General features: G+C 68.1%; 15 protein-coding genes. 3 read left to right on the top strand and 12 right to left on the bottom strand.

Going from position 1 to position 19,768, the window contains the following annotated elements; genetic code table 11:
* Nucleotides 1-29: 29 nt before the first annotated feature.
* Nucleotides 30-986 (top strand): tripartite tricarboxylate transporter substrate binding protein, encoded by a 957-nt coding sequence (locus tag FOC84_RS09815; RefSeq protein WP_173144253.1) that lies wholly within the window; start codon nt 30-32, stop codon nt 984-986.
* Between the two features lie 20 nt (nt 987-1,006).
* Here FOC84_RS09815 and mutY read toward each other — a convergent pair whose 3' ends face one another.
* The gene (mutY, locus tag FOC84_RS09810; RefSeq protein WP_173144252.1) at nt 1,007-2,077 is read right to left on the bottom strand and encodes an A/G-specific adenine glycosylase; all 1,071 of its coding nucleotides are present in this window, start codon (nt 2,075-2,077) and stop codon (nt 1,007-1,009) included.
* A 168-nt stretch (nt 2,078-2,245) separates the two neighbouring features.
* Here mutY and FOC84_RS09805 point away from each other — a divergent pair, with 168 nt between their 5' ends.
* The gene (locus FOC84_RS09805) at nt 2,246-5,857 is read left to right on the top strand and encodes an indolepyruvate ferredoxin oxidoreductase family protein (RefSeq protein WP_173144251.1); all 3,612 of its coding nucleotides are present in this window, start codon (nt 2,246-2,248) and stop codon (nt 5,855-5,857) included.
* An 818-nt stretch (nt 5,858-6,675) separates the two neighbouring features.
* Nucleotides 6,676-7,557, top strand: coding sequence for a LysR family transcriptional regulator (locus FOC84_RS09800; RefSeq protein WP_173144250.1), 882 nt, complete (start codon nt 6,676-6,678; stop codon nt 7,555-7,557).
* Between the two features lie 25 nt (nt 7,558-7,582).
* Here the strand turns inward: FOC84_RS09800 and lpdA are convergent, their stop codons facing one another.
* The 11 genes from lpdA to FOC84_RS09745 all read right to left on the bottom strand — a co-directional run bounded on the left by lpdA (nt 7,583) and on the right by FOC84_RS09745 (nt 19,752).
* A complete protein-coding gene (lpdA, locus tag FOC84_RS09795) occupies nt 7,583-8,980 on the bottom strand; it encodes a dihydrolipoyl dehydrogenase (protein WP_173144249.1) in 1,398 nt (465 codons plus the stop codon).
* A gap of 8 nt (nt 8,981-8,988) precedes the next feature.
* A complete protein-coding gene (locus tag FOC84_RS09790; protein ID WP_173144248.1) occupies nt 8,989-10,284 on the bottom strand; it encodes a pyruvate dehydrogenase complex dihydrolipoamide acetyltransferase in 1,296 nt (431 codons plus the stop codon).
* Nucleotides 10,285-10,294: 10 nt separating this feature from the next.
* Nucleotides 10,295-10,789 (bottom strand): VOC family protein, encoded by a 495-nt coding sequence (locus tag FOC84_RS09785; RefSeq protein ID WP_173144247.1) that lies wholly within the window; start codon nt 10,787-10,789, stop codon nt 10,295-10,297.
* Nucleotides 10,786-12,969 carry an alpha-ketoacid dehydrogenase subunit alpha/beta gene (locus FOC84_RS09780; RefSeq protein ID WP_173144246.1) on the bottom strand — a complete coding sequence of 728 codons (2,184 nt, stop codon included), beginning with the start codon at nt 12,967-12,969 and terminating at the stop codon, nt 10,786-10,788. Before FOC84_RS09780 ends, FOC84_RS09785 begins: the two co-directional genes overlap by 4 nt.
* A gap of 35 nt (nt 12,970-13,004) precedes the next feature.
* Nucleotides 13,005-13,793 (bottom strand): SDR family NAD(P)-dependent oxidoreductase, encoded by a 789-nt coding sequence (locus tag FOC84_RS09775; RefSeq protein WP_173144245.1) that lies wholly within the window; start codon nt 13,791-13,793, stop codon nt 13,005-13,007.
* Nucleotides 13,794-13,829: 36 nt separating this feature from the next.
* Complete coding sequence (locus tag FOC84_RS09770; RefSeq protein WP_173144244.1) at nt 13,830-14,549, bottom strand: ABC transporter ATP-binding protein; 720 nt, start codon at nt 14,547-14,549, stop codon at nt 13,830-13,832.
* The gene (locus FOC84_RS09765; protein ID WP_173144243.1) at nt 14,546-15,298 is read right to left on the bottom strand and encodes an ABC transporter ATP-binding protein; all 753 of its coding nucleotides are present in this window, start codon (nt 15,296-15,298) and stop codon (nt 14,546-14,548) included. The genes FOC84_RS09770 and FOC84_RS09765 overlap by 4 nt, the downstream gene beginning before the upstream one ends.
* Complete coding sequence (locus FOC84_RS09760; protein WP_173144242.1) at nt 15,295-16,563, bottom strand: branched-chain amino acid ABC transporter permease; 1,269 nt, start codon at nt 16,561-16,563, stop codon at nt 15,295-15,297. The genes FOC84_RS09765 and FOC84_RS09760 overlap by 4 nt, the downstream gene beginning before the upstream one ends.
* On the bottom strand, nt 16,560-17,501 hold the full coding sequence (locus FOC84_RS09755) for a branched-chain amino acid ABC transporter permease (RefSeq protein WP_173144241.1): 942 nt from the start codon (nt 17,499-17,501) through the stop codon (nt 16,560-16,562). The genes FOC84_RS09760 and FOC84_RS09755 overlap by 4 nt, the downstream gene beginning before the upstream one ends.
* Nucleotides 17,502-17,650: 149 nt before the next feature.
* Nucleotides 17,651-18,886, bottom strand: a complete 1,236-nt coding sequence (locus FOC84_RS09750) for a branched-chain amino acid ABC transporter substrate-binding protein (RefSeq protein ID WP_173144240.1) — start codon at nt 18,884-18,886, stop codon at nt 17,651-17,653.
* A 41-nt stretch (nt 18,887-18,927) separates the two neighbouring features.
* Nucleotides 18,928-19,752 (bottom strand): shikimate dehydrogenase family protein, encoded by an 825-nt coding sequence (locus tag FOC84_RS09745; RefSeq protein WP_173144239.1) that lies wholly within the window; start codon nt 19,750-19,752, stop codon nt 18,928-18,930.
* Between the last annotated feature and the right edge of the window lie 16 nt (nt 19,753-19,768).

Raw genomic sequence — 19,768 nt, 5'->3', positions numbered from 1 at the left:
CACGCACAAAAAACCAACAGGAGACAAGCATGAAAGGAGCAACATTGCTGGCGGCGGTTGCCGCCGCCGCCGCGCTGTGCGCGGCGGCACCGGCCCAGGCATGGCCGGACAAGGAAGTCACGCTGACCGTCAACTACGGGGCTGGCGGCAACACCGACGTCGCCAGCCGCGAGCTGGCGCGCGCGATGGAAGCGGACCTGGGCCGCTCTGTGGTGGTCTTCAACCGTCCTGGGGCGCTGGGCACCATCGGTCCGGCCTACGTGGCCAAGCAGCCGGCCGACGGCTATAACGTGGGCGTGGTGACGCTGTCGTCCATCGCCATCATGCCGCACCTGATGACGATTCCCTACGCTGCCCGCGATTTCGACTTCATCGCGGCTTACGGCCGCTACCGTTACGGCGTGGTGGTGCGGGCGGATTCTCCGTACAAGAGTGTTGCGGATCTGGTCGCGGCGGCCAAGCAAAGCCCGGGCATATTCTTCGGTGCGCCGTCCGCGCCCAATAATCTGGCCATGTTCGACCTGGGGCGGGTCACAGGCGCCAAGTTCGAGCAGGTGTCGTACAAGTCCGGCAGCGAGACGGTCTCGGCCCTATTGGGCAAACAGGTCGACGTCATCGTCCAGAACCCGTCGGACGTGACCAGCTACATCCAGTCAGGCCGCCTGCGCCTGCTGGCGTCCGCGAGCCCGATCCGCTGGCCCGAATTTCCCGACGTGCCCACCTTGAAAGAGGCCGGTTATGACGTCGAGATCGATTCCTGGCTGGGCCTCGCGGTGCCCAAGGGCACGCCAGAGTCTGTGCGGACGCGGCTGGAGCAGTCGGCGAAAACGGCGGTCGCCTCCGACCGCCTGCAGCAGACCTACAAGCAGCTGGGCGTGGATCCAGTTTGGCTGTCCGGGCAGGACTACGCCAAGATGGTCGGCACTACCTACGAGCAGATGGGGCGAGCCATCAAGGCGGCGAACCTGCCGCGCATGACCAACTGAGCGGCCTGCGCTGCCGCCGCTCAAATCCTGAACAAGCTGTCCTGCATCCCCGCGTCGACCAACCCCTGCAGCAGTTTCTTCACCGGCGCCGGCAGCGCCACCGACGCCAGTTCAGCCGCCGGCACCCAGCGCTCGGGTCTTGCGGACTGGCGCAGGCCAGCCATGCGCACCGGCACCAGCCAGGGCCGGATGTGCAGGCGGTAGTGCGTGAAGGTGTGGGCGAAGGCGGCCAGCTCGAAGCGCTGCTCGGGCTCCAGGCCCAGCGCGCGCGAGGCGCTGTCCGGATCTTGCGACACGTCGAACTCGGGCAGGCTCCACAGGCCGCCCCAGATGCCGGGTTCGGGCCGCTGCTGCAGCAGGAAGGCGCCTTCGTGCCGCAGGACCAACATACAGGTCTCGCGTTCGGGGATTGCCTTGCGCGCCTTGGGCGTGGGCAGTTCGGCCTGGCGGCCTTCGCGCTTGGCCACGCAGCTGTCCGCCACGGGGCAGGATTCGCAGGCGGGCTTGCCGCGCGTGCATAGCGTGGCGCCCAGGTCCATCAGTCCCTGCGTGTAGGCGGCCATGTCCAGGCCGGGCGCGGCTTCGACCTGCGCATCCGCCAACGCCCACAGTTTTTGTTCGACTTCGCGCTTGGTGGGATCCCCGGCGATGCCGAACTGCCGCGTGAATACGCGCTTGACGTTGCCGTCCAGGATGGGCGAGCGCTCGCCGTAGGCGAACGCGGCGATGGCGGCCGCGGTGGACCGGCCGATGCCGGGCAGCGTGGCGATGGCTTCGGCCGTGGGCGGGAAGCGTCCGCCCCAGTCGCGCGCGATCTCCTGCGCGCAGCGATGCAGATTGCGCGCGCGGGCGTAATAGCCCAGTCCGGCCCAGTAGGGCATCACGTCCTCCTGCGCGGCCGCGGCCAGCGCGGCCACGTCCGGGAAGCGCTGCAGGAAGCGTTCGTAATAGGGGATGACCGTCGCCACCTGCGTCTGCTGCAGCATGATCTCGGAGAGCCAGATGCGGTAAGGATCCCGGGTGTTTTGCCAGGGGAGATCGTGGCGGCCGTGGCGGCGCTGCCAGTCGACGATACGAGGGGCGAAGTCCATGGCGGCAATTATCGCATCGCCCTATTGCCGGGGGTGGGGCGACCGGTTACAACCAGTGGAAACAGAAGCGCGCCAGCGCCCGCAATTCACGTCCCTTGCTCGCCCGCGTGCGCTTCAAGAGGGTGTCGCGCGTAGCCGGCCGGGGTTCCTGGATCCCTTGGAGTCGACATGAACGCTCCTGTTTCGCCTGCCTTGCGTGCCGCGCTTGAATCCGTCCAACTGGACGACAAGTACACCCTGGAATCCGGGCGCGCCTGGATGAGCGGCATCCACGCCCTGGTCCGCCTGCCCATGATGCAGCGCGTGCGCGATGCGCGCGCCGGCCTGAACACGGCGGGCTTCGTGTCCGGTTATCGCGGCTCTCCGTTGGGCGGCGTGGACCAGAACATGTGGAAGGCGGCCAAGTACCTGAAGGCCCATCACGTCGAGTTCCAGCCCGGCATCAACGAAGACCTGGCCGCGACCGCGGTGTGGGGCTCGCAGCAGGTCAACCTGTTTCCGGGCGCCAGGTATGACGGCGTGTTCGGCATGTGGTACGGCAAGGGGCCGGGCGTGGACCGCTGCGGCGACGTCTTCAAGCACGCCAACGCCGCCGGCACCTCGCGCCACGGCGGCGTACTGGTGGTGGCGGGAGACGACCACCCCGCCAAGTCCTCGACCTTGCCGCACCAGAGCGATCACATCCTCAAGGCCTGCATGATTCCCGCGCTGTTTCCGTCCAGCGTGCAGGAAGTGCTGGACTACGGGCTGCACGGCTGGGCGATGAGCCGCTACGCGGGCGTTTGGGTGGGCATGAAGTGCATCACCGACATCGTCGAAGTCTCGGCGTCGGTGGACGTGGACCCGCACCGCGTGCAGATCCTGCTGCCGCAGGATTTCCAGCTGCCGGGCGACGGTCTGAACATCCGGCTGCCCGACTCGCCGCTGCAACAGGAAGCGCGCCTGCTGGACTACAAGCTCTATGCCGCGCTGGCCTATGCCCGCGCCAACCAGCTCAACCGGGAACTCTGGCTGGTGCCGCAGCGCGACGCGCGCTTCGGCATCATGACGTCCGGCAAGGCCTACCTGGACACGCGCCAGGCATTGTCCGACCTGGGCCTGTCCGAAGCCGTGTGCCAGCGCATCGGCCTGCGCCTGTTCAAGGTGGGCATGGTCTGGCCGCTGGAGTCCACCGGCATGCAGCGCTTCGCCGAAGGCCTGGACGAGATCCTGGTGGTCGAGGAAAAGCGCCAGGTGCTGGAGTACCAGCTGAAGGAGGAGCTGTTCAGCTGGATCGGCAGCGGCAAGAAGATTCCGCGGGTGGTCGGCAAGTTCGACGACAAGGACGGCGGCGAATGGTCTGTGCCGCAAGGCAACTGGTTGCTGCCGGCGCACTACGAGTTCTCGCCCGCCATGGTCGCGCGCGCGATCGCCGCGCGCCTGCTGCGCTTCGACTTGCCCGAGGATGTGCGCGCCGGCATCGAGGCGCGCCTGGCCTTCATCAGCGGCCGCGAACAGGTGTTGGCGCGTCCGCGCGTGGTCGAAGAGCGCAAGCCCTGGTTCTGTTCGGGCTGTCCGCACAACACCTCGACCCGCCTGCCGGAAGGCTCGCGCGGGATGGCCGGCATAGGCTGCCACTACATGGTCCGGTGGATGGACCGCAGCACCGACGTCTACACGCAGATGGGCGGCGAGGGCGTGCCCTGGGTGGGGCAGGCGCCGTTCACCGAGGAAAAGCACGTGTTTGCCAACCTGGGCGACGGCACCTACTTCCATTCGGGCCTCTTGGCGATACGCGCGGCGGTGGCGGCCAAAGTGCCGATCACCTACAAGATCCTGTTCAATGACGCCGTGGCGATGACCGGCGGACAGCCGGTGGACGGCCCCTTGAGCGTGCCGATGATCAGCCGCCAGATGGAGGCCGAGGGCATCAAGAAGATCATCGTGGTCACGGACGATCCCGACAAGTACAAGCGTATCGAAGGGCTGGCGCCGGGCGTGCCGGTCAGGCACCGCGACGAGCTGGACGCGGTGATGCGCGAATTGCGCGAGCATCCCGCGGTATCGGTGCTGATCTATGACCAGACCTGCGCCACCGAGAAGCGGCGCCGCCGCAAGCGCAATGCCTACCCGGACCCGGCCCGCCGCGTGCTCATCAACGAACGCGTGTGCGAGGGCTGCGGCGACTGTTCCCAGAAGTCGCATTGCCTGTCGGTGGAGCCCCTGGACACCGAGTTCGGCCGCAAGCGCACGATCAACCAGTCCAGCTGCAACAAGGATTTCTCCTGTCTGAAGGGCTTTTGCCCCAGCTTCGTGACGGTGGAAGGCGGCAAGCTCAAGAAGCCGGGCGCCCTGGCGCAGGACGGCGCCATCGACGACGGTGTGCCGCATCCGGCCGCGCGCGAACTGCATCAGCCCTACGGCGTTTTCATCGCAGGCGTAGGCGGCACGGGCGTGGTCACCATCGGCCAGCTGCTGGGCATGGCCGCGCACCTGGAAGGCAAGGGCTGTTCGGTGCTGGACATGGCGGGCCTGGCGCAGAAGGGCGGCGCGGTGTATTCGCACGTGGTGCTGGCGCAGACGCCGGACCGCCTGCTGAACACGCGGGTCGCCATGGGCGAGGCCGACCTGCTGCTGGCCGGCGACCTGGTCGTGGCTACCAGCGCGGAGTCCATGGCGCGGATGAATCCGGATCGCACGCGCGTCCTGCTCAACAGCGACACCGCGCCGACCGCCGCCTTCGTCAGCAATCCGGACTGGACGCTGCCGGGCGCCAATCTGACTGCCGATTTGGCGACCGCCTGCGGCAAGGAACATCTGGCCACTGTCGACGCTGCGGCGCTGGCCGTGGGCCTGTTGGGCGACGCGATCTATTCCAATCCGCTGATGATGGGCTACGCCTACCAGAAGGGATGGATCCCGCTGTCGCAGGACGCGCTCCTGCGCGCCATCGAGCTGAACGGCCAGCAGGTTCCCAACAACCTTGCCGCTTTCGCCTGGGGCCGCCGCGCCGCGCACGACCTGGCGGACGTGAAACGCTTGATCGCCAACGGCGGTGCGTCATTGCAGCCGGAGGGCATCATCGAACTCAAGCGCCCGCGCGCGGCCAGCCCTGTCGTGGAATTGAAGAAGCCTGCCGGCGAACTGGAGCGGCTGGTGTCGGTGCGCAAGGCCTTCCTGACCGACTATCAGGACGAGGCCTACGCCCGGCAATACACGGAGCTGGTGGACAAGGTGGCGCGCGCCGAGCGCGAGGCCACGGGCACCAACCGGCTGGCGCTGGCGGTGGCGCGCTACTACTTCAAGCTGATGGCTTACAAGGACGAGTACGAGGTGGCGCGGTTGTATTCAGACGGCGAGTTCCTCAAGCGCGTGCAGGCGCAGTTTGAAGGCGACTGGAAGCTGAATTTCCACCTGGCGCCGCCGTTGTTTGCGCGGAAGGATAAGGAAGGCCATCTGATCAAGCGCAGCTATGGGCCGGGGATGTTGCGTGCTTTCGGTTTGTTGGCGCGGATGCGTAGATTGCGCGGGACGAAGCTGGACCTGTTCGGCTATACCGCCGAGCGCCGCGCCGAACGCGAGCTGATCCGCGAGTACCGGGAAACGCTGAGCGCGATCCTGTCGAAATTGAATCGGGGGAATCTGGAGCGGGCGGTGGCATTGGCGAGTTTGCCCGAGGAGATACGTGGGTATGGGCATGTGAAGGAGGCGGCGATGGAGAGGGCTGCTTTGCGGAGAGAGGATCTGTTGAAGGAATTCAGTGCGACTGTGGTTTCTATTGGTGGTGTTCGGGTGGCTTGATCTTGTTGTTCTTGTTATGGATGCTGCGGGTTTTTCTTAAGACGCCTGTCGCATCGGTGGCCTGCGAGGCGCGGGGCAACGATTGCGGTCCGGAGCCTTCGCTCCGGACTTCCCCGTCCTCATCCTCGTTGCCGCCTGCGGCGGCTGCCTTCGGATTCCGTCGGGCTTATCGACGCCCCGCGCCTCGCAGGCCACCGACGCGACAGGCTCCAGCGTTTGAAATTTGACGTCAGCAGGGGTGGTTGGTGTGCTTGGTGTTCTCACCAACGGCGGGGGGTGGCGAAAGATCTTGCGGGGCCCGCTCCCGGCCGGCCGCGCGGGCGGCCTTTGGGAGCATACGCAGTGTCTTGCGTCACACATCGCGATCGAAATGATGATGGGCTGGCACCCACTGCGCGCAGCGTCATCACCAACCGCAGGATATCGCGTAAGCCCCAAGAGGCCGCCCGGGCGGCCGGCATGGGGCGGACCCCGCAAGATCTTTCGCCACCCCCCACCGCTGGCAAGTACCCCGCGCAAGCCGTTCGTCCCAGCGTACGTGAAGATGAAATCGACGGAGCCCGGCGCGGTCTGGGCCTGGGGGAGGCGGGGCGTCGATAAGCCCGAGGGAATCCGAAGGCAGCCGCCGCAGGCGGCAACGAGGATGACGACGGGGGAGTCCGGAGCGAAGGCTCCGGACCGCAATCGTTGCCCCGCCTCCCCCAGGCCCAGACCGCGCCGGGCGTCTTAAGAACTCCACCACGTAACAGCCAACAACTTCTCCACGACAACACCCCCTCGCTCTATACAATCGACCCACAAACCAAGGAGCAAGCCCCATGTCCCTCAACTCTGACGCGCTGCGGCTCTTCCTAGGCGTGGTCGACGCCGGATCCCTCAGCGCCGCCGCCGAGCTGCTGGGCCATACCGCGTCGGGCGTCAGTCGGGGCTTGTCGCGCCTGGAGGAAGAGCTTGGCGTCACCCTGCTCAACCGCACCACCCGGCGCATGGAATTGACCGAAGAAGGCAAGCACTTCCTCCCCAAGGCCAGGCACATCGTCGCTTCGCTGGATGAAGCCGAGGACTGCATGCGCATGGTGCACCAGCGTCCGGCGGGCCGCCTGCGGGTGGATGCGTCGGTGCCGGTGATGCTGCATTGCGTGGTGCCGCTGGTGGCGGAGTTCCGGCGGGAGTATCCGGCGATCACGCTGGAGCTCACCAGCAACGACCGCATCGTCGACCTCATGGAACACCGCACCGACGTGGCGTTGCGCATGGGTCCGCTGATGGATTCCACCTTGCATGCGCGCACGCTGCGGCCCTCACCGCGCTGGGTGATGGCCAGTCCGGAATACGTGTCCCGGCGCGGCGCGCCGCAGACGGTGGAGGATCTGACGGCGCATGAAGTGCTGGGTTTCACCCAGCCCGAAAGCCTGAACGTCTGGCCCTTGCGCCACGCGGGCGGGTCCAGCTATCTGGCGGTGCCGACCTTGGCGACGTCCAGCGGCGAAACCCAGCGGCAACTGGCGGTGCGCGGCGTGGGCATCGCCTGCCTGTCCGACTTCGTGGTGCGCGAGGACGTCAAGGCCGGCCGGCTGGTGAAGGTGATGGAAGCCGCGCACACGGACTACCTGCAGCCCATGCACGCGGTGTATCACCGCAACACGCAGCTGTCGCGGCGCATTGCCTGTTTCCTGGATTTCTTCGCGGCGCGGATTTGACGCCGCGCCGCGCCTGGCCTTGCGCCTAGGCGTGCAACGCCCGCCCAAACGCCGACAGCACCGATTCGTGCAGCGTTTCCGACAGGGTCGGGTGCGCGAACACGGTGTGCATCAGGTCTTCCTCGGTGGCCTCAAGCGCAGCCGCCACGCCGTAGCCCGTGATCAACTCGGACGCTTCGGGATGGATGATGTGCGCGCCCAGCAGCTCGCCGCTCTTGGCGTCGAACACCGTCTTCACCAATCCCTGATCCTCGCCCATGGCGATCGCCTTGCCGTTGCCGGCGAAGGTGAACTTGCCTACGCGGATGTCGCCGCCGTTCTTGGCGGCGTGCTCGCGGGCGCGGGCTTCGCTCATGCCGATGCTGGCCACCTGCGGATACGAATAGGTGCAGGCCGGAATGCGCAACGGATCGATGGGATGGGCGGGCTTGCCGGCGATGGCTTCGACGCACAGTACCGCTTCATGGCTGGCCTTGTGGGCCAGCCATGGCGCGCCGGCCACGTCGCCGATGGCGTAGACGCCAGGCTCGCCCGTGCGGCACAGGCCGTCGGTGACGATATGGGTTTTCTCCACTTTGACGCGGCTCTGTTCCAGGCCCAGGTTCTCGACGTTGCCGACGATGCCTGCGGCGACGATGACGCGCTCCACGTCCAGCTCGCTGCGCTTGCCTTGCTGGTCCAGCGCCACCTTCACGCCGGCCGCGGTCAACGAGGACGAGGTCACCGCGCATTGCGTCAGCACGCGTATGCCTTGTTTTTCGAAGGCCTTGCGGGCCAGCGCCGAGATCTCGGCGTCTTCCTGCGGCAGGATCTCCGCGGTCATGTCGATCAGAGTGACTTCCGCGCCCACGGCGCGGTAGAAGCTGGCGAATTCCGCGCCGATGGCGCCCGCGCCCACCACCAGCAGCGACTTCGGGATCTCGGCCGGGACCAGCGCCTGGCGGTAGGCCCAGATGCGTTCGCCCAGGGGCAGCGCCGGCAGTTCGCGGGCGCGCGCGCCGGTGGCCAGGATGATGTGCTTGGCCGACAGCGTATTGCCGTCGTCCAGCGCCAGGCGGCCGGCGCCGGCCAGCTTGGCGCTGGCGGCGAATACGGTCACGCCGTTCTTCTTCATCAGGTGCGCCACGCCCTGGCCCAGGCGGCCGGCCACCTTGCGCGAACGCGCCACCATGGCGGCCAGGTCCGGGCGCGCTTCGCCCGCGCCTGTCACGCCGTAGTGCGCAGCCTCGCGGCAGGCGCGCAGCACAGTCGCGCTGTGCAGCAGCGCCTTGGTGGGGATGCAGCCCCAGTTCAGGCAGATGCCGCCCAGCTCGGCGCGTTCCACCAGCGCCACGGACATGCCCAGCTGCGCCGCGCGGATGGCGGCGACGTAGCCGCCGGGTCCGCCGCCCACCACGACGAGATCAAACGTAGTCTTGGTCATGGCGGGGCTCACAGCAGGATGCGCACGGGGTTTTCGATCAGCGTGCGGAAGGCGGCCAGCCAGCGCGCGCCGACCGCGCCGTCCACCACGCGGTGATCGGCCGACAGGGTCACCGTCATGACGGTGGCGACGGCGAGCTGGCCGTCGCTGTCCACGACCGGGCGCTTCTCGGCCGCGCCCACCGCCAGGATGGCGGCCTGCGGCGGGTTGATGATGGCCGCGAACTGGCTGATGCCGTACATGCCCAGGTTGCTGACGGTCAGCGAGCCGCCGGTGAATTCCTCGGGCTTCAGGCGGTTGATCTTGGCGCGTCCGGCCAGCTCGACGATTTCGCTGGCGACGGCGGACAGCGGCTTGACGTCCGCGTCGCGCACGATGGGGGTGACCAGGCCGCCGTCGGTCGCCACCGCCACCGAGATGTCGGCGCCGGCGTGGTATTCGACGGCGTCCTCCTGCCAGCTGGCGTTCACTTCCGGCACCTCGCGCAGGGCCCGCGCGGCCGCGCGCACGATGAAGTCATTGACCGACAGCTTCACCGCGCCGCCCTGGTTGGCCTGGGCGCGCAGCGCCAGCAGCGCGTCCATCCGGCAATCCACCGTCAGGTAGAAGTGCGGCACGTTCTGCTTGCTTTCGGTGAGGCGGCGGGCGATGGCGCGGCGCATGCCGGTGTGCGGCACGCGGCGCGCGGACGGGCGGCTGGCCAGGGACGTTACCGGGGTGACGGCCGGGACACGGTCCCGCGCCGCCTCGACGTCACGGCGAACGATGCGGCCATGCGGGCCGGTGCCGGTCACGTTCAGCAGGTCCACATGCCATTGCGCGGCCAGGCGGCGCGCCAGCGGACTGGCGAACAGGCGTCCGCCGGGAATCGTGGCGCTGCCTGCGGCGGCCGGCGCCTGAGGCGTGGCTGCGGCGCTGGCAGGCGCAGAGGTAGCGGCGCTGTTGGCCGGGGCAGAGACAGCGGCGCTGCCGCCTGGGGCCGATGCAGCGGCCGCGGCGGGCACGGGCTGCGCCACAGCGCCGGCCTCGGCCAGCGCGCGGTCAATGGCCGAGGCGTCTTCGCCCTGCGTCAGCAACACGCCGATCACCGTGTTCACCGGCACGGAGGCCGCGCCGGCCTGCACCACGATGCGGCCCAGCACGCCGGCCTGCTCGGCATTGATCTCGACGATGGCCTTCTCGGTTTCGATTTCCGCCAGCGCGTCGCCCACGGCGACCGTGTCGCCTTCTTGCTTGAGCCACTGGTGCAGCGTGCCGCCCGAGGTGTCGGCCGCAACGGAGGGGAGCTTGATAAGGTGTGCCACGATGTTCGTCCTATTCTGCTGCGGCGCCGGCCAGGTCGGGCCGGTAGGTGGCGGGATCGTCGTATTCGACCAGTTCCAGCACATTACCTTCGGGGTCGCGGAAGAACGCCAGCCAGGTGCCGGGCCGCACTTCCATCGGCGCAGGCGCGCTGTCGAAGACCACGCCCTTCGCTTGCAGATCCCGCACCACGCCCGACAGGTCGCGCACGATGAAGGTCAGGTAGGTCGTGCCCTGGCGGTCCAGAATGGTCGCGCCGCGCACGGCGGCCTCGGGCGCCACGCTGGGTTGCAGCAGCTTGATGCGTTCGCCGTAGCTGGTCTGCAGGCGCGCCACGTCGTAGCCGTGGCGCGTCAGGCCGGTGGCCTGGGCCTTGTCGGCCGGCACGCTCACGCGGTTGACGAGCGTCAGGCCCACCACCTCGGTATAGAAGGCCAGCAGCGCGTCCAGGTTGGCGCAGCAGATGCCGACTTCCATCGGCACGGTCATTTTCATAGATGCGCTCATGCCTGTTCTCCCAGGTCAGCCAGCACGTCGGCCAGGCCGGCCATCACTTCCTCGGTATCCGCGAACGCGGCGCGCTCCAGCACCTTGGAGATGCTGGGCGAGGCTTCGCCGCCGGTCACGCGCTTGATCGGCTGGTCCAGCCAGTCGAAGTAGCGGCGCTGGATTTCATCGGCCAGCATGGCGCCGTAGGACGTGCCGCGCGCGCCTTGCTCCACGATCAGGACGTTGTTGGTCTTCATGACGCTGGCGCCGATGGTGTCCCAGTCCAGGCTGGCGCGGTCCAGCGTGCGCAGGTCGATGACCTCGGCGTCCACGCCAGCCTCTTCGGCGGCCTTGAGCGCGCGGCTGACCATGGACAGGTAGGTCAGGATGGTGACCTTGGTGCCTGCGCGGCGCACGCGCGCGCGGCCGAAGGGGATGGCGTAGTCCAGGTCGTCCGCGGGCACTTCGCCCGACGAGGCGTACAGGTCCACGTGTTCAATCACCAGTACCGGGTCCTTGGAGGCCAGCGCGGTGTTCATCAGGCCGACGTATTCGTAGGGCGTGGATGGCGCGACCACGCGCCATCCGGGCGCGGTGGCGAAGATGCCGGCCGGATCCATCGAGTGCTGTGAGCCATAGCCCGTGCCCATCGCGACCTTGGTGCGCAGCACGAAGGGCACATCGATGTCGCCGCCGAACATATGGCGGGCCTTGCCGATCTGGTTGAAGATCTGGTCGGCCGCGACCCACATGAAGTCGGGGTACATGAATTCCACGATAGGCCGGTAGCGGCCATCCATGGCCAGGCCGCCGCCCAGGCCAGCGAAGGCGTTCTCGGAGATAGGGGTGCCCAGCACGCGGTCGGGATACTTGTCCTTCAGGCCGCGCGTGGCGCCGTTGGTGCCGCCCTTCAGGCGGTGCACGTCCTCGCCCAGCACCACCACGCCCGCGTCGGTTTCCATGCGGCGGTCCAGCACGTCGGCCACCGCGTCCACGAACTTGCGCTCGGCGGACTGGCCGGCGTGGTCGGCGGCTTCCTGGTAGCGCAGGCCGGCCAGTTCCGAGCCGTCGCTGCGCAGGCCCACGTCGCGGAAGTCGGGGCTGGGCCAGAGCTCGGCGCGCACGCGGCGCTTGCCGCCGTCGGCGGCTTCGGTCAGGCGGCCGGCCACGTCCTTCATCACGTCCTTGCAGCGCTGGCGCAGGGCGTCCACTTCCGTTTGCGTGATCAGCTTGCGGCCGATCATCTCCGTGGCGATCTTGTCCAGCGGGTCGCGGCGGCGCCATTGCGCTTCCTCGTCCTTGCTGCGGTAGCCGAAGGCGCTGCCGGGGAAGGGGCCGTTCTGGTGGAAGAAGCGGTACACGTCCACTTCGACGATGGTGGGGCCGTTGCCGGCGCGCATGTGCGCCACGGCTTCGGACATGGCCAGGTGGACCGCCAGCGGATCCATGCCGTCGACCTTCCACGAGGGGATGTTGAAGGCCAGGCCGCGCGCCGACAGGCGCGGTTCGGCGGTGGACTCTTCCACCGTGGTGGACACGGCGTAGCGGTTGTTCTCGATGAAGAAGCACAGCGGCGTCTTCCATGCCGCGGTCAGGTTCATGGTTTCCAGCACCGAGCCGATGTTCACCGCGCCGTCGCCGAAATAGGTCACGGCGACGCGGTCGGTGCCGGCGTGCTTGTGCGCCCAGCCCGCGCCCGCGGCCAGCGGTACGCCGCCGCCCACGATGGCGTTGGTGCCCAGCGCGCCGGCTTCGAGCCAGCGCAGGTGCATGCTGCCGCCGCGGCCGCGGCAATAGCCCTGGGCCAGGCCCATGATCTCGGCCATGGTCTTCTGCAGGACTTCGTCGATGGCGGGCGTGAGCGGGTTGCGCGGGTCCAGGCCCAGCGGCGCCACGTGCTGCAAAGCCTTGGCCAGGAACTGGTGGTGGCCGCGGTGCGAGCCGTTGATCTGGTCGCCGGCGCCCAGCGCCAGCACGGAGCCGACCGCGCCGCCTTCCTGGCCCACGGACGAATGCGCGGGGCCGTGCACCAGCCCTTCGGCGGCCAGGTCCAGCACGGCCTCTTCAAAGGCGCGGATCCAGTGCAGCTGGGTCAGCATGGTGCCGAGCAAGGCGGGATCCGCCTGTTGCCAGTCCTTGGCGTCTACCGTCAGTTGCCGCCAGGGCGCTTGGGGCTCAAGCGGTTGGTGGGTGGCCATGAGTGAATCTCCAGAGATGTGTATGTGTCTTGCGATTAGAGGTAGCTGTAGCGGCTCCAGCCGCCATCGGCCACCAGGGTGTGTCCGTTGATGTAGCCGGCCTGGCGCGAGGCCAGGAACACCGCCAGGTCGGCCATTTCCGCCGGTTGGGCCAGGCGGCGCAGCGGCGTGCGCTGCTTGAGGCGTTCGGGGTCGAGGCGGCCGCGCGCGGCCAGGTCGCGCACCAGGTCCGTTTCCACGTAGCCCGGCGCCAGCGCGTTCACGCGCACGCCCATGGGGCCCCATTCCACGGCCAGGGTCTCGGTCAGCAGCACCACGGCGCCCTTGGTGGCGCAATAGGCGGCGCGGTCGGGCGCCGCCACCACGCCGTACATCGAGGCCAGGTTGATGATGGTCCCGGCGCCGGCGGGCACCATGCGGCGGCCGGCGGCCTGGGCGCACAGGAACACGCCGGTCAGGTTGATGTCCACGGCGCGGCGCCATTCGTCCACGGTGACTTCCAGCGTGGGCTTGTTGGCCGAGACGCCGGCGTTGTTGACCAGCACGTCGATGCGGCCCCAGGTCTGCTCGACCTGGGCGAAAGCCTGCTCGACCGCGTTGGCATCGGTGACCGAGGCTTGCACGGCCAGGGCCTCGCCGCCCAGCGCGGCCAGACCGGCGACGGCCTCTTCCAGCGCCGTGGCGTCCATGTCCAGCAGCGCCACGCGCGCGCCTTGGCGCACAAAGGCCTGCGCCGTGGCCAGGCCTATGCCCTTGGCGCCGCCGGTGATGACGACGGCCTGGCCGCGCAGGTCGGGATGGATGACTTCCGGGGATTGGTCCAAGATGTTTGCCTCTTAGCTATGTATACGTGCAGGCGGTCAGACCGCCAGCCATTCCTGGACCACGTCCTGGCGCTCATGCAGCTGCGCGGGCGGTCCTTCGAAAACGATGCGGCCGTGGCCCATCACGCTGACGCGGGTGGAGACCTTCAGCGCGATGGTCAGCTTTTGCTCCACCAGCACCACGGACACGCCGCGCTTGTGGATGTCGCGGATCACGTCGGCGATCACTTCCACGATCTTCGGCGCCAGGCCTTCGGTGGGCTCGTCGATCAGCATGACCTTGGGGTTGCCCAGCAGCGAGCGGCACATGGTCAGCATCTGTTGCTCGCCGCCGGACAGGTTGCCGGCCTTGGTGCCGCGGCGCTCCTTCAGGCGCGGGAAGTAGTCGAACATCTGCTCGGCGGACCAGAAGGGCGCGTCGTCGCGCTTGGGCTGTTCGCCCATGCGCAGGTTTTCGTCGACGGTCAGGTTGGCGAAGACTTCGCGCTCTTCCGGCACGAAGCCCAGCCCGGCGCGCGCGATCTCGAAGGGGCGCTTGTTGGTGATGTCGCGGCCTTCGATGGCGATGCTGCCGCCGGTCACGTCCACCAGGCCCATGATGCTCTTCATGGTGGTGGAGCGGCCGGCGCCGTTGCGGCCCAGCAGGCTCACGACCTCGCCGCGGCCCACGGTCAGGTCGATGCCGTGCAGGATGTGGCTCTTGCCGTAGTGGGCGTGCACGCCTTGCAGGCTCAGCAAGGGGGATTGCGTCGTCATACCGTTTCCTCTCCCAGGTAGGCTTCGCGCACGCGGGCGTCGCCGCGGATGTCGGCCGGCGTGCCGGTGGCGAGGATCTCGCCGTAGACCAGCACGCTGATGCGGTCGGCCAGCGAGAACACCACCTGCATGTCGTGCTCCACGATCAGCAGCGTGCAATCGCGGGTCACGTCCTTGATGAGTTCCACCGTGTAGTCCACCTCGTGCTGGGACATGCCCGCCATGGGCTCGTCCAGCAGGATGACCTTTGGGCGCGAGGCCAGCGTCATGCCGATTTCCAGCGAACGCTGTTCCGAGTAGTTCAGGTCGCCGGCGGCGGTGTCCTGCTTGGCTGCCAGGCGCACCTTCTCCAGCAGGCGGTCCACGTCTTCGTTGACGCTGCGGTTGCGGGCGATCGGGCGCCAGAAGTTGTAGACCAGCCCGTGCATGCGCAGCACCGCCAGCCGCAGGTTTTCGCGCACCGACAGGCGCGGGAACACGTTGGTGATCTGGAACGAGCGCGCCAGCCCCAGGCGGTTGATGCGTTCCGGCGGCAGGCCGCCGATGGGGCGCGAACGCAGGCTGATGTCGCCCGAGGTCGGCGCGAACGAGCCCGACATCAGGTGGAACAGGGTCGACTTGCCCGCGCCGTTGGGACCGATGACGGCATGGCGTTCGCCGGCCTCGATCTTCAGGTTCACGCCGCGGATGATCTGCGCGTCGCCAAAGGACTTGCGCACGTCGGTCAGGGTCAGGATGTCGTGGCTCATTGTGCGGCCTCCAGCGCGGGAGCGGCTTGGGCGTCGTCGCGCCACAGGGCCAGCGCCCAGCGGCAGGCGGCGAGGCCCACGGCGAACAGCGCCAGCGGAATCAGCCAGGTCGACAGCGCCAGCGGCGCCCAGTCGTGGCCGAACAGCGGGATGTCGGGCCAGCCGGCCTCGGGGTTCATCGCCAGCAGCGAGCGGTAGTCGCGGGCGAACATGCGTTGCAGCAGCTCCACCGTGAAGACCGTGGCGCAGGTCAGCAGCAGGCCGCCTGCCACCGATACCGCCGCGCGCGGCAGCCAGTTGGCCAGGCCGCGCTCGCGCAGCGAACGGGCGGCGCCCTGCACCAGGCCGACCAGCCCATCCGGCACGAACAGCATCACCAGAACGAAAAGAATGCCCTGGTACAGCAGCCAGGAGCGGGTGATGTCCGCCAGCGTCTGCGACAGGAAGGTCAGGATGGACGCGCCCAATACCGGACCGAGGAAGGCGTTGACGCCGCCGATGTAGGCGAACAGCACCGCGTCGGTGGACAGCTTGACGTCGAACAGCACGTAGTTGCCGGCTTCGATGTTCAACGCCTGCAAGCCCCCGGCGATGCCGGCGAACATGGCCGACAGCGCGAACACCAGGGTCTTCAGCGTATGCGGGCGATAGCCCAGGTAGCGCAGGCGGTTGGCGTTTTCGCGCAGGCCCAGCGTCAGCCGGCCCAGCGGCGTGCGGGTCAGGCCGTACAGCGCCGCCAGCGACACCAGCACCCAGGCCAGCACCAGGAAATAGACCTCGATGTCGGAACCGAAACTGAAGCCCCAGGCCGGCATGCGCATGGCGGACACGCCCGCCTCGCCGCCGAACACGCCCTTCAGGTGTGGCGCCAGCGCGTGCAGCAGTTCGGCCAGCGCCAGCGTGATCATGGCGAAGTACACGCCGGAACGCATGGTGGCGAACCAGCCCGCGACCAGGCCGAACAGCAGGCCGGCCACGCCGCCCGCCAGCGGCATCAGGGGCGTGGGCAAGAGGCCCGCGCCGCCCAGCGCGTTCATGGCGTGGATGGTGGCGAAGGTGCCCACGCCGAAGTACGCGGCATGGCCGAAGGACAGCATGCCGCCCTGGCCGGCCAGCAGGTTGAAGGCGCAGGCGAACAGCGCGGCGATCAGCATCTGCACCGCCGCCACCAGCTGGCCCGGGGGCAGCAGCCAGGGCAGCGCGCAGAGCGCGGCCACGCACAGGAGGAGCAACAGGATGGCGGAAGTACGGCGGGTCTGGCTCATGCCTGTTCTCCCTTCAGGCCCGAGGGCTTGACCAGCAGCACCACCAGCATCAGCAGGAAGGGCAGGGTGGCCGCCAGGCTGGAAATCTTCACGGTCATCAGTCCGCCCACGCTCTCGGCCCATGCGCCGGCGCCGAACAGGCCGAACAGGGACGCCAGGCTGGCGTCGATGCCGACCGAGAACGAGCTGATCAGGCCGATCAGCAGCGAGGCGATCATCGCGCCTCCCAGCGAACCCAGGCCGCCCACCACCACCACCACGAACACCAGCACGCCCAGTTCCAGCGCCATGTTCGGATTGGTGGTGTAGAAGGCGCCCGCCACCGCGCCGGCCAGGCCTGCCATGGCCGCGCCCACGCCGAACACGCTCATGAACACCAGCGGCACGTTATGGCCCAGCGCTTCCGCCATGCGCGGGCGGTAGATGGCCGAGCGCACCACGATGCCCACGCGGGTGCGTGACAGCAGCAGATAAATCACGGCGAACATCGCCAGCGACACGCCGCCCATCAGCAGGCGGTAGAAGGGATAGTCCGCGCCGAACACGCGGAAGGCGGGGAAATTGAGGAACTGCGGCACGCGGTAGTCGACCGGAAAGTCGCCGTAGAACAGCTTGATCAGCTCGGCCACGATGAAGGCCAGGCCGAAGGTCACCAACAGTTCCTGCGCGTGGCCGAACTTGTGGACGCGGCGCAGGAAGAAGCGCTCGACGCCCATGCCGAGCAGGCCGGCGATGACGGTGGCCAGTACCAGCGCGGTCCAGAAGCCGGTGACCGGCGTCAGGGTGTAGGCGGCATACGCGCCTATCATGTAGAACGAGGCGTGCGCGAAATTGAGCACGCCCATCATCCCGAAAATCAGTGTCAAGCCTGCCGACACCATGAATAGCAGCAGGCCGTAAATCACGCCGTTCAACAGCGAGACGGTAAAGTATTCCATGTCCGCTCCATAATTCTTCCGCGTAGACGCCAGGCGTCTTGCGATCCATCGCGCACTGCGTTTTTCCGGCCCGCGCCGGTGTGCGCTTTTCTAAGCGGGCGAGAGAACGCGCGCGCCGGCTCGCGGCGCGCGATTCCTCAGGCCGCCTGTCAGTTCGGCCGTTGCATCTTGCAAGTTGCCTGGGGCGGCGCCGACACGTCGGCCGCGGCCAACACCTTCACTGGCTCGAAGCCCATGTCGGTGCCGTCGGCCTTGTACTTGGCGTTCTTGCCGACCTTGGACACCACCATGGGCAGCTGTACCTGGTGGTCTTCCGCACGCATCGTGTAGGTGCCCAGCGACGAGGTGTAGGTGACCTTCTCCAGCGCGCGCGCCAGCTCCGGCACGGACAGCTTGCCGTCCTGCGGCTTGACCTGCTTGAGCGCCTCGCCCAGGAAGGCGATGCCGATGACGGTTTGCGGTTCGGTGTAGCTGGGGTAGTGGCCGGTCTTGGCCTTGTAGTCCTCGGCGAACTTGGCGCCTTCCTCGCCCGCGGCCTCGATGTTGTAGGGGTGGGCGATGTAGTGGCCCAGCGCGACTTCGCCGGCGTTGGCCAGGTTGCCCACCTGGTCCAGGAACACCGTGCCGAAACGCACCTTGAGGCCCGCAGCCTGGGTGGCCTTCATCAGCAGCAGCAGGTCGTTGGACCAGTTGCCGGTGATGACCGTGTCGGGCGTGGCCGAGCGGATGCGCGCCACGTAGGGTGCGAAGTCCTGGATCTTGTTGACTTCGTGCAGGGTCTTGCCGACCACTTCATAGCCATACTGCTGGGCGAAGCGCTCGGTCGCGCCTTCCATGTCCTGGCCCCAGGAGTAGTTCTGGTTGATGGCGTACACGCGCTTGCCCAGCGTGCCGTCGGCCGACATGACCGAGGCCAGCGCCTTCACGCGCAGGTCGGCGTTGGTGGCGAAACGGAAGTGGTAGAAGTGGCACTTCTGGCCGGTCAGCTCCAGCGCCTCGCCGCCCACGTTCAGGAACACGACCTCGCGGCCGGGGTTGCGCAGGTTGTGCTTGCGCACGTCTTCGGTCAACTGGCCAGAAATGGCCGACGAGGACCCCTGCACCAGGATCTGCACGCCTTCGGCGGCCGCCGCACGGAAACGGTCGGACGCGCCTACTGGGCCTCCCTGGTTGTCGAACTCGATCAACTCCAGGGGCTGGCCGTTCCAGCCGCCGGCGGCGTTGATGCGGTCCAGCTCATACTTGACCGCGGCGCGGAAAATCAGGCCGGTCGAGGCCTGCGGGCCGGACAGCGTTTCGATCAGGCCGATCTTGACGGGCGCGGCCTGGGCCGATGCGGCAATGCCGGCCAGGCACAGCAGGCCGGTGGTGAAAGCCAATTTCATGCGTGTCTCCTCCGTGGAACGGGAGTGTGGTGATTTGTGAATCAAGCAAGCGCGCTGGCGGGCAGGCCCTGGCGCGGCTCTTCTATGCCCAGGAAGCGGGCAATTTCGGCGATCTGTCCTTCCAGCATGTACAGGCCCGGGTGCGTGCGGCAGCCGCGCGCGGCTGCGGCGCGCAGCAAGGGCGTGTCGACGCGGCTCATGACGGCGTCGGCGACGACGGTGCCGGCGGCAAGCGCGTCCAGCTGGAAGGGCAGGGGATCGGTGTCTTTCAGGCCCAGCGAGGTCGCGTTGATGGTGATGTCGCAGGGCTCGGGCGCGGCGCTGGCCACGCTGATGGCGAGGCCGGGATATTGGCGGCTCAGATGGGCGGCGAAGGAGAGCGCCTTGTCGGCGCTGCGGTTGTACAGGCGCAGGCTGGCGGGGCCGGCGTCGGCAACGGCACAGGCGATGGCCTTGCCCGCGCCGCCCAGGCCGGCCAGGTAGACATGGCGGCCGGCCGGATCGTGGCCCTGGCTGCGCAGGCCGGCCACGAAGCCCAGACCGTCGAAGTTGCCGCCGGTGAGCACGCCGTCGCGCAGGCGCACCGCATTGACCGCGCCGCTCAGCTGGGCGGACGGCGTCAGGGCGTCGCACAGGGCGGCGGCGTTTTCCTTGTGGGGCACCGTCACCACAATGCCGCCCAGATTGGCCAGCCCGCGGATGCCGGCGAACAGGCCGGGCAGGGCGGCGGGGGCCACATGGAACGGGACCATGACCGCGTCCACGCCGCGCTCGCGCAGCAAGGCGTTGAGCCGTTGGGGCGTCTTGACGTGCGCGATCGGGTCCGCCGCGATCGCGAAAACGGTAGTGCTGCCGGTGATTTCCACCTGTTTGTCCCCTGCC

The sequence above is a fragment of the Achromobacter pestifer genome (genome assembly GCF_013267355.1).
Lineage (GTDB): Bacteria > Pseudomonadota > Gammaproteobacteria > Burkholderiales > Burkholderiaceae_B > Achromobacter > Achromobacter pestifer_A.
The sequence above is the reverse complement of the archived record's forward strand: the minus strand, read 5'-3'. Positions and strand labels throughout refer to the sequence as shown.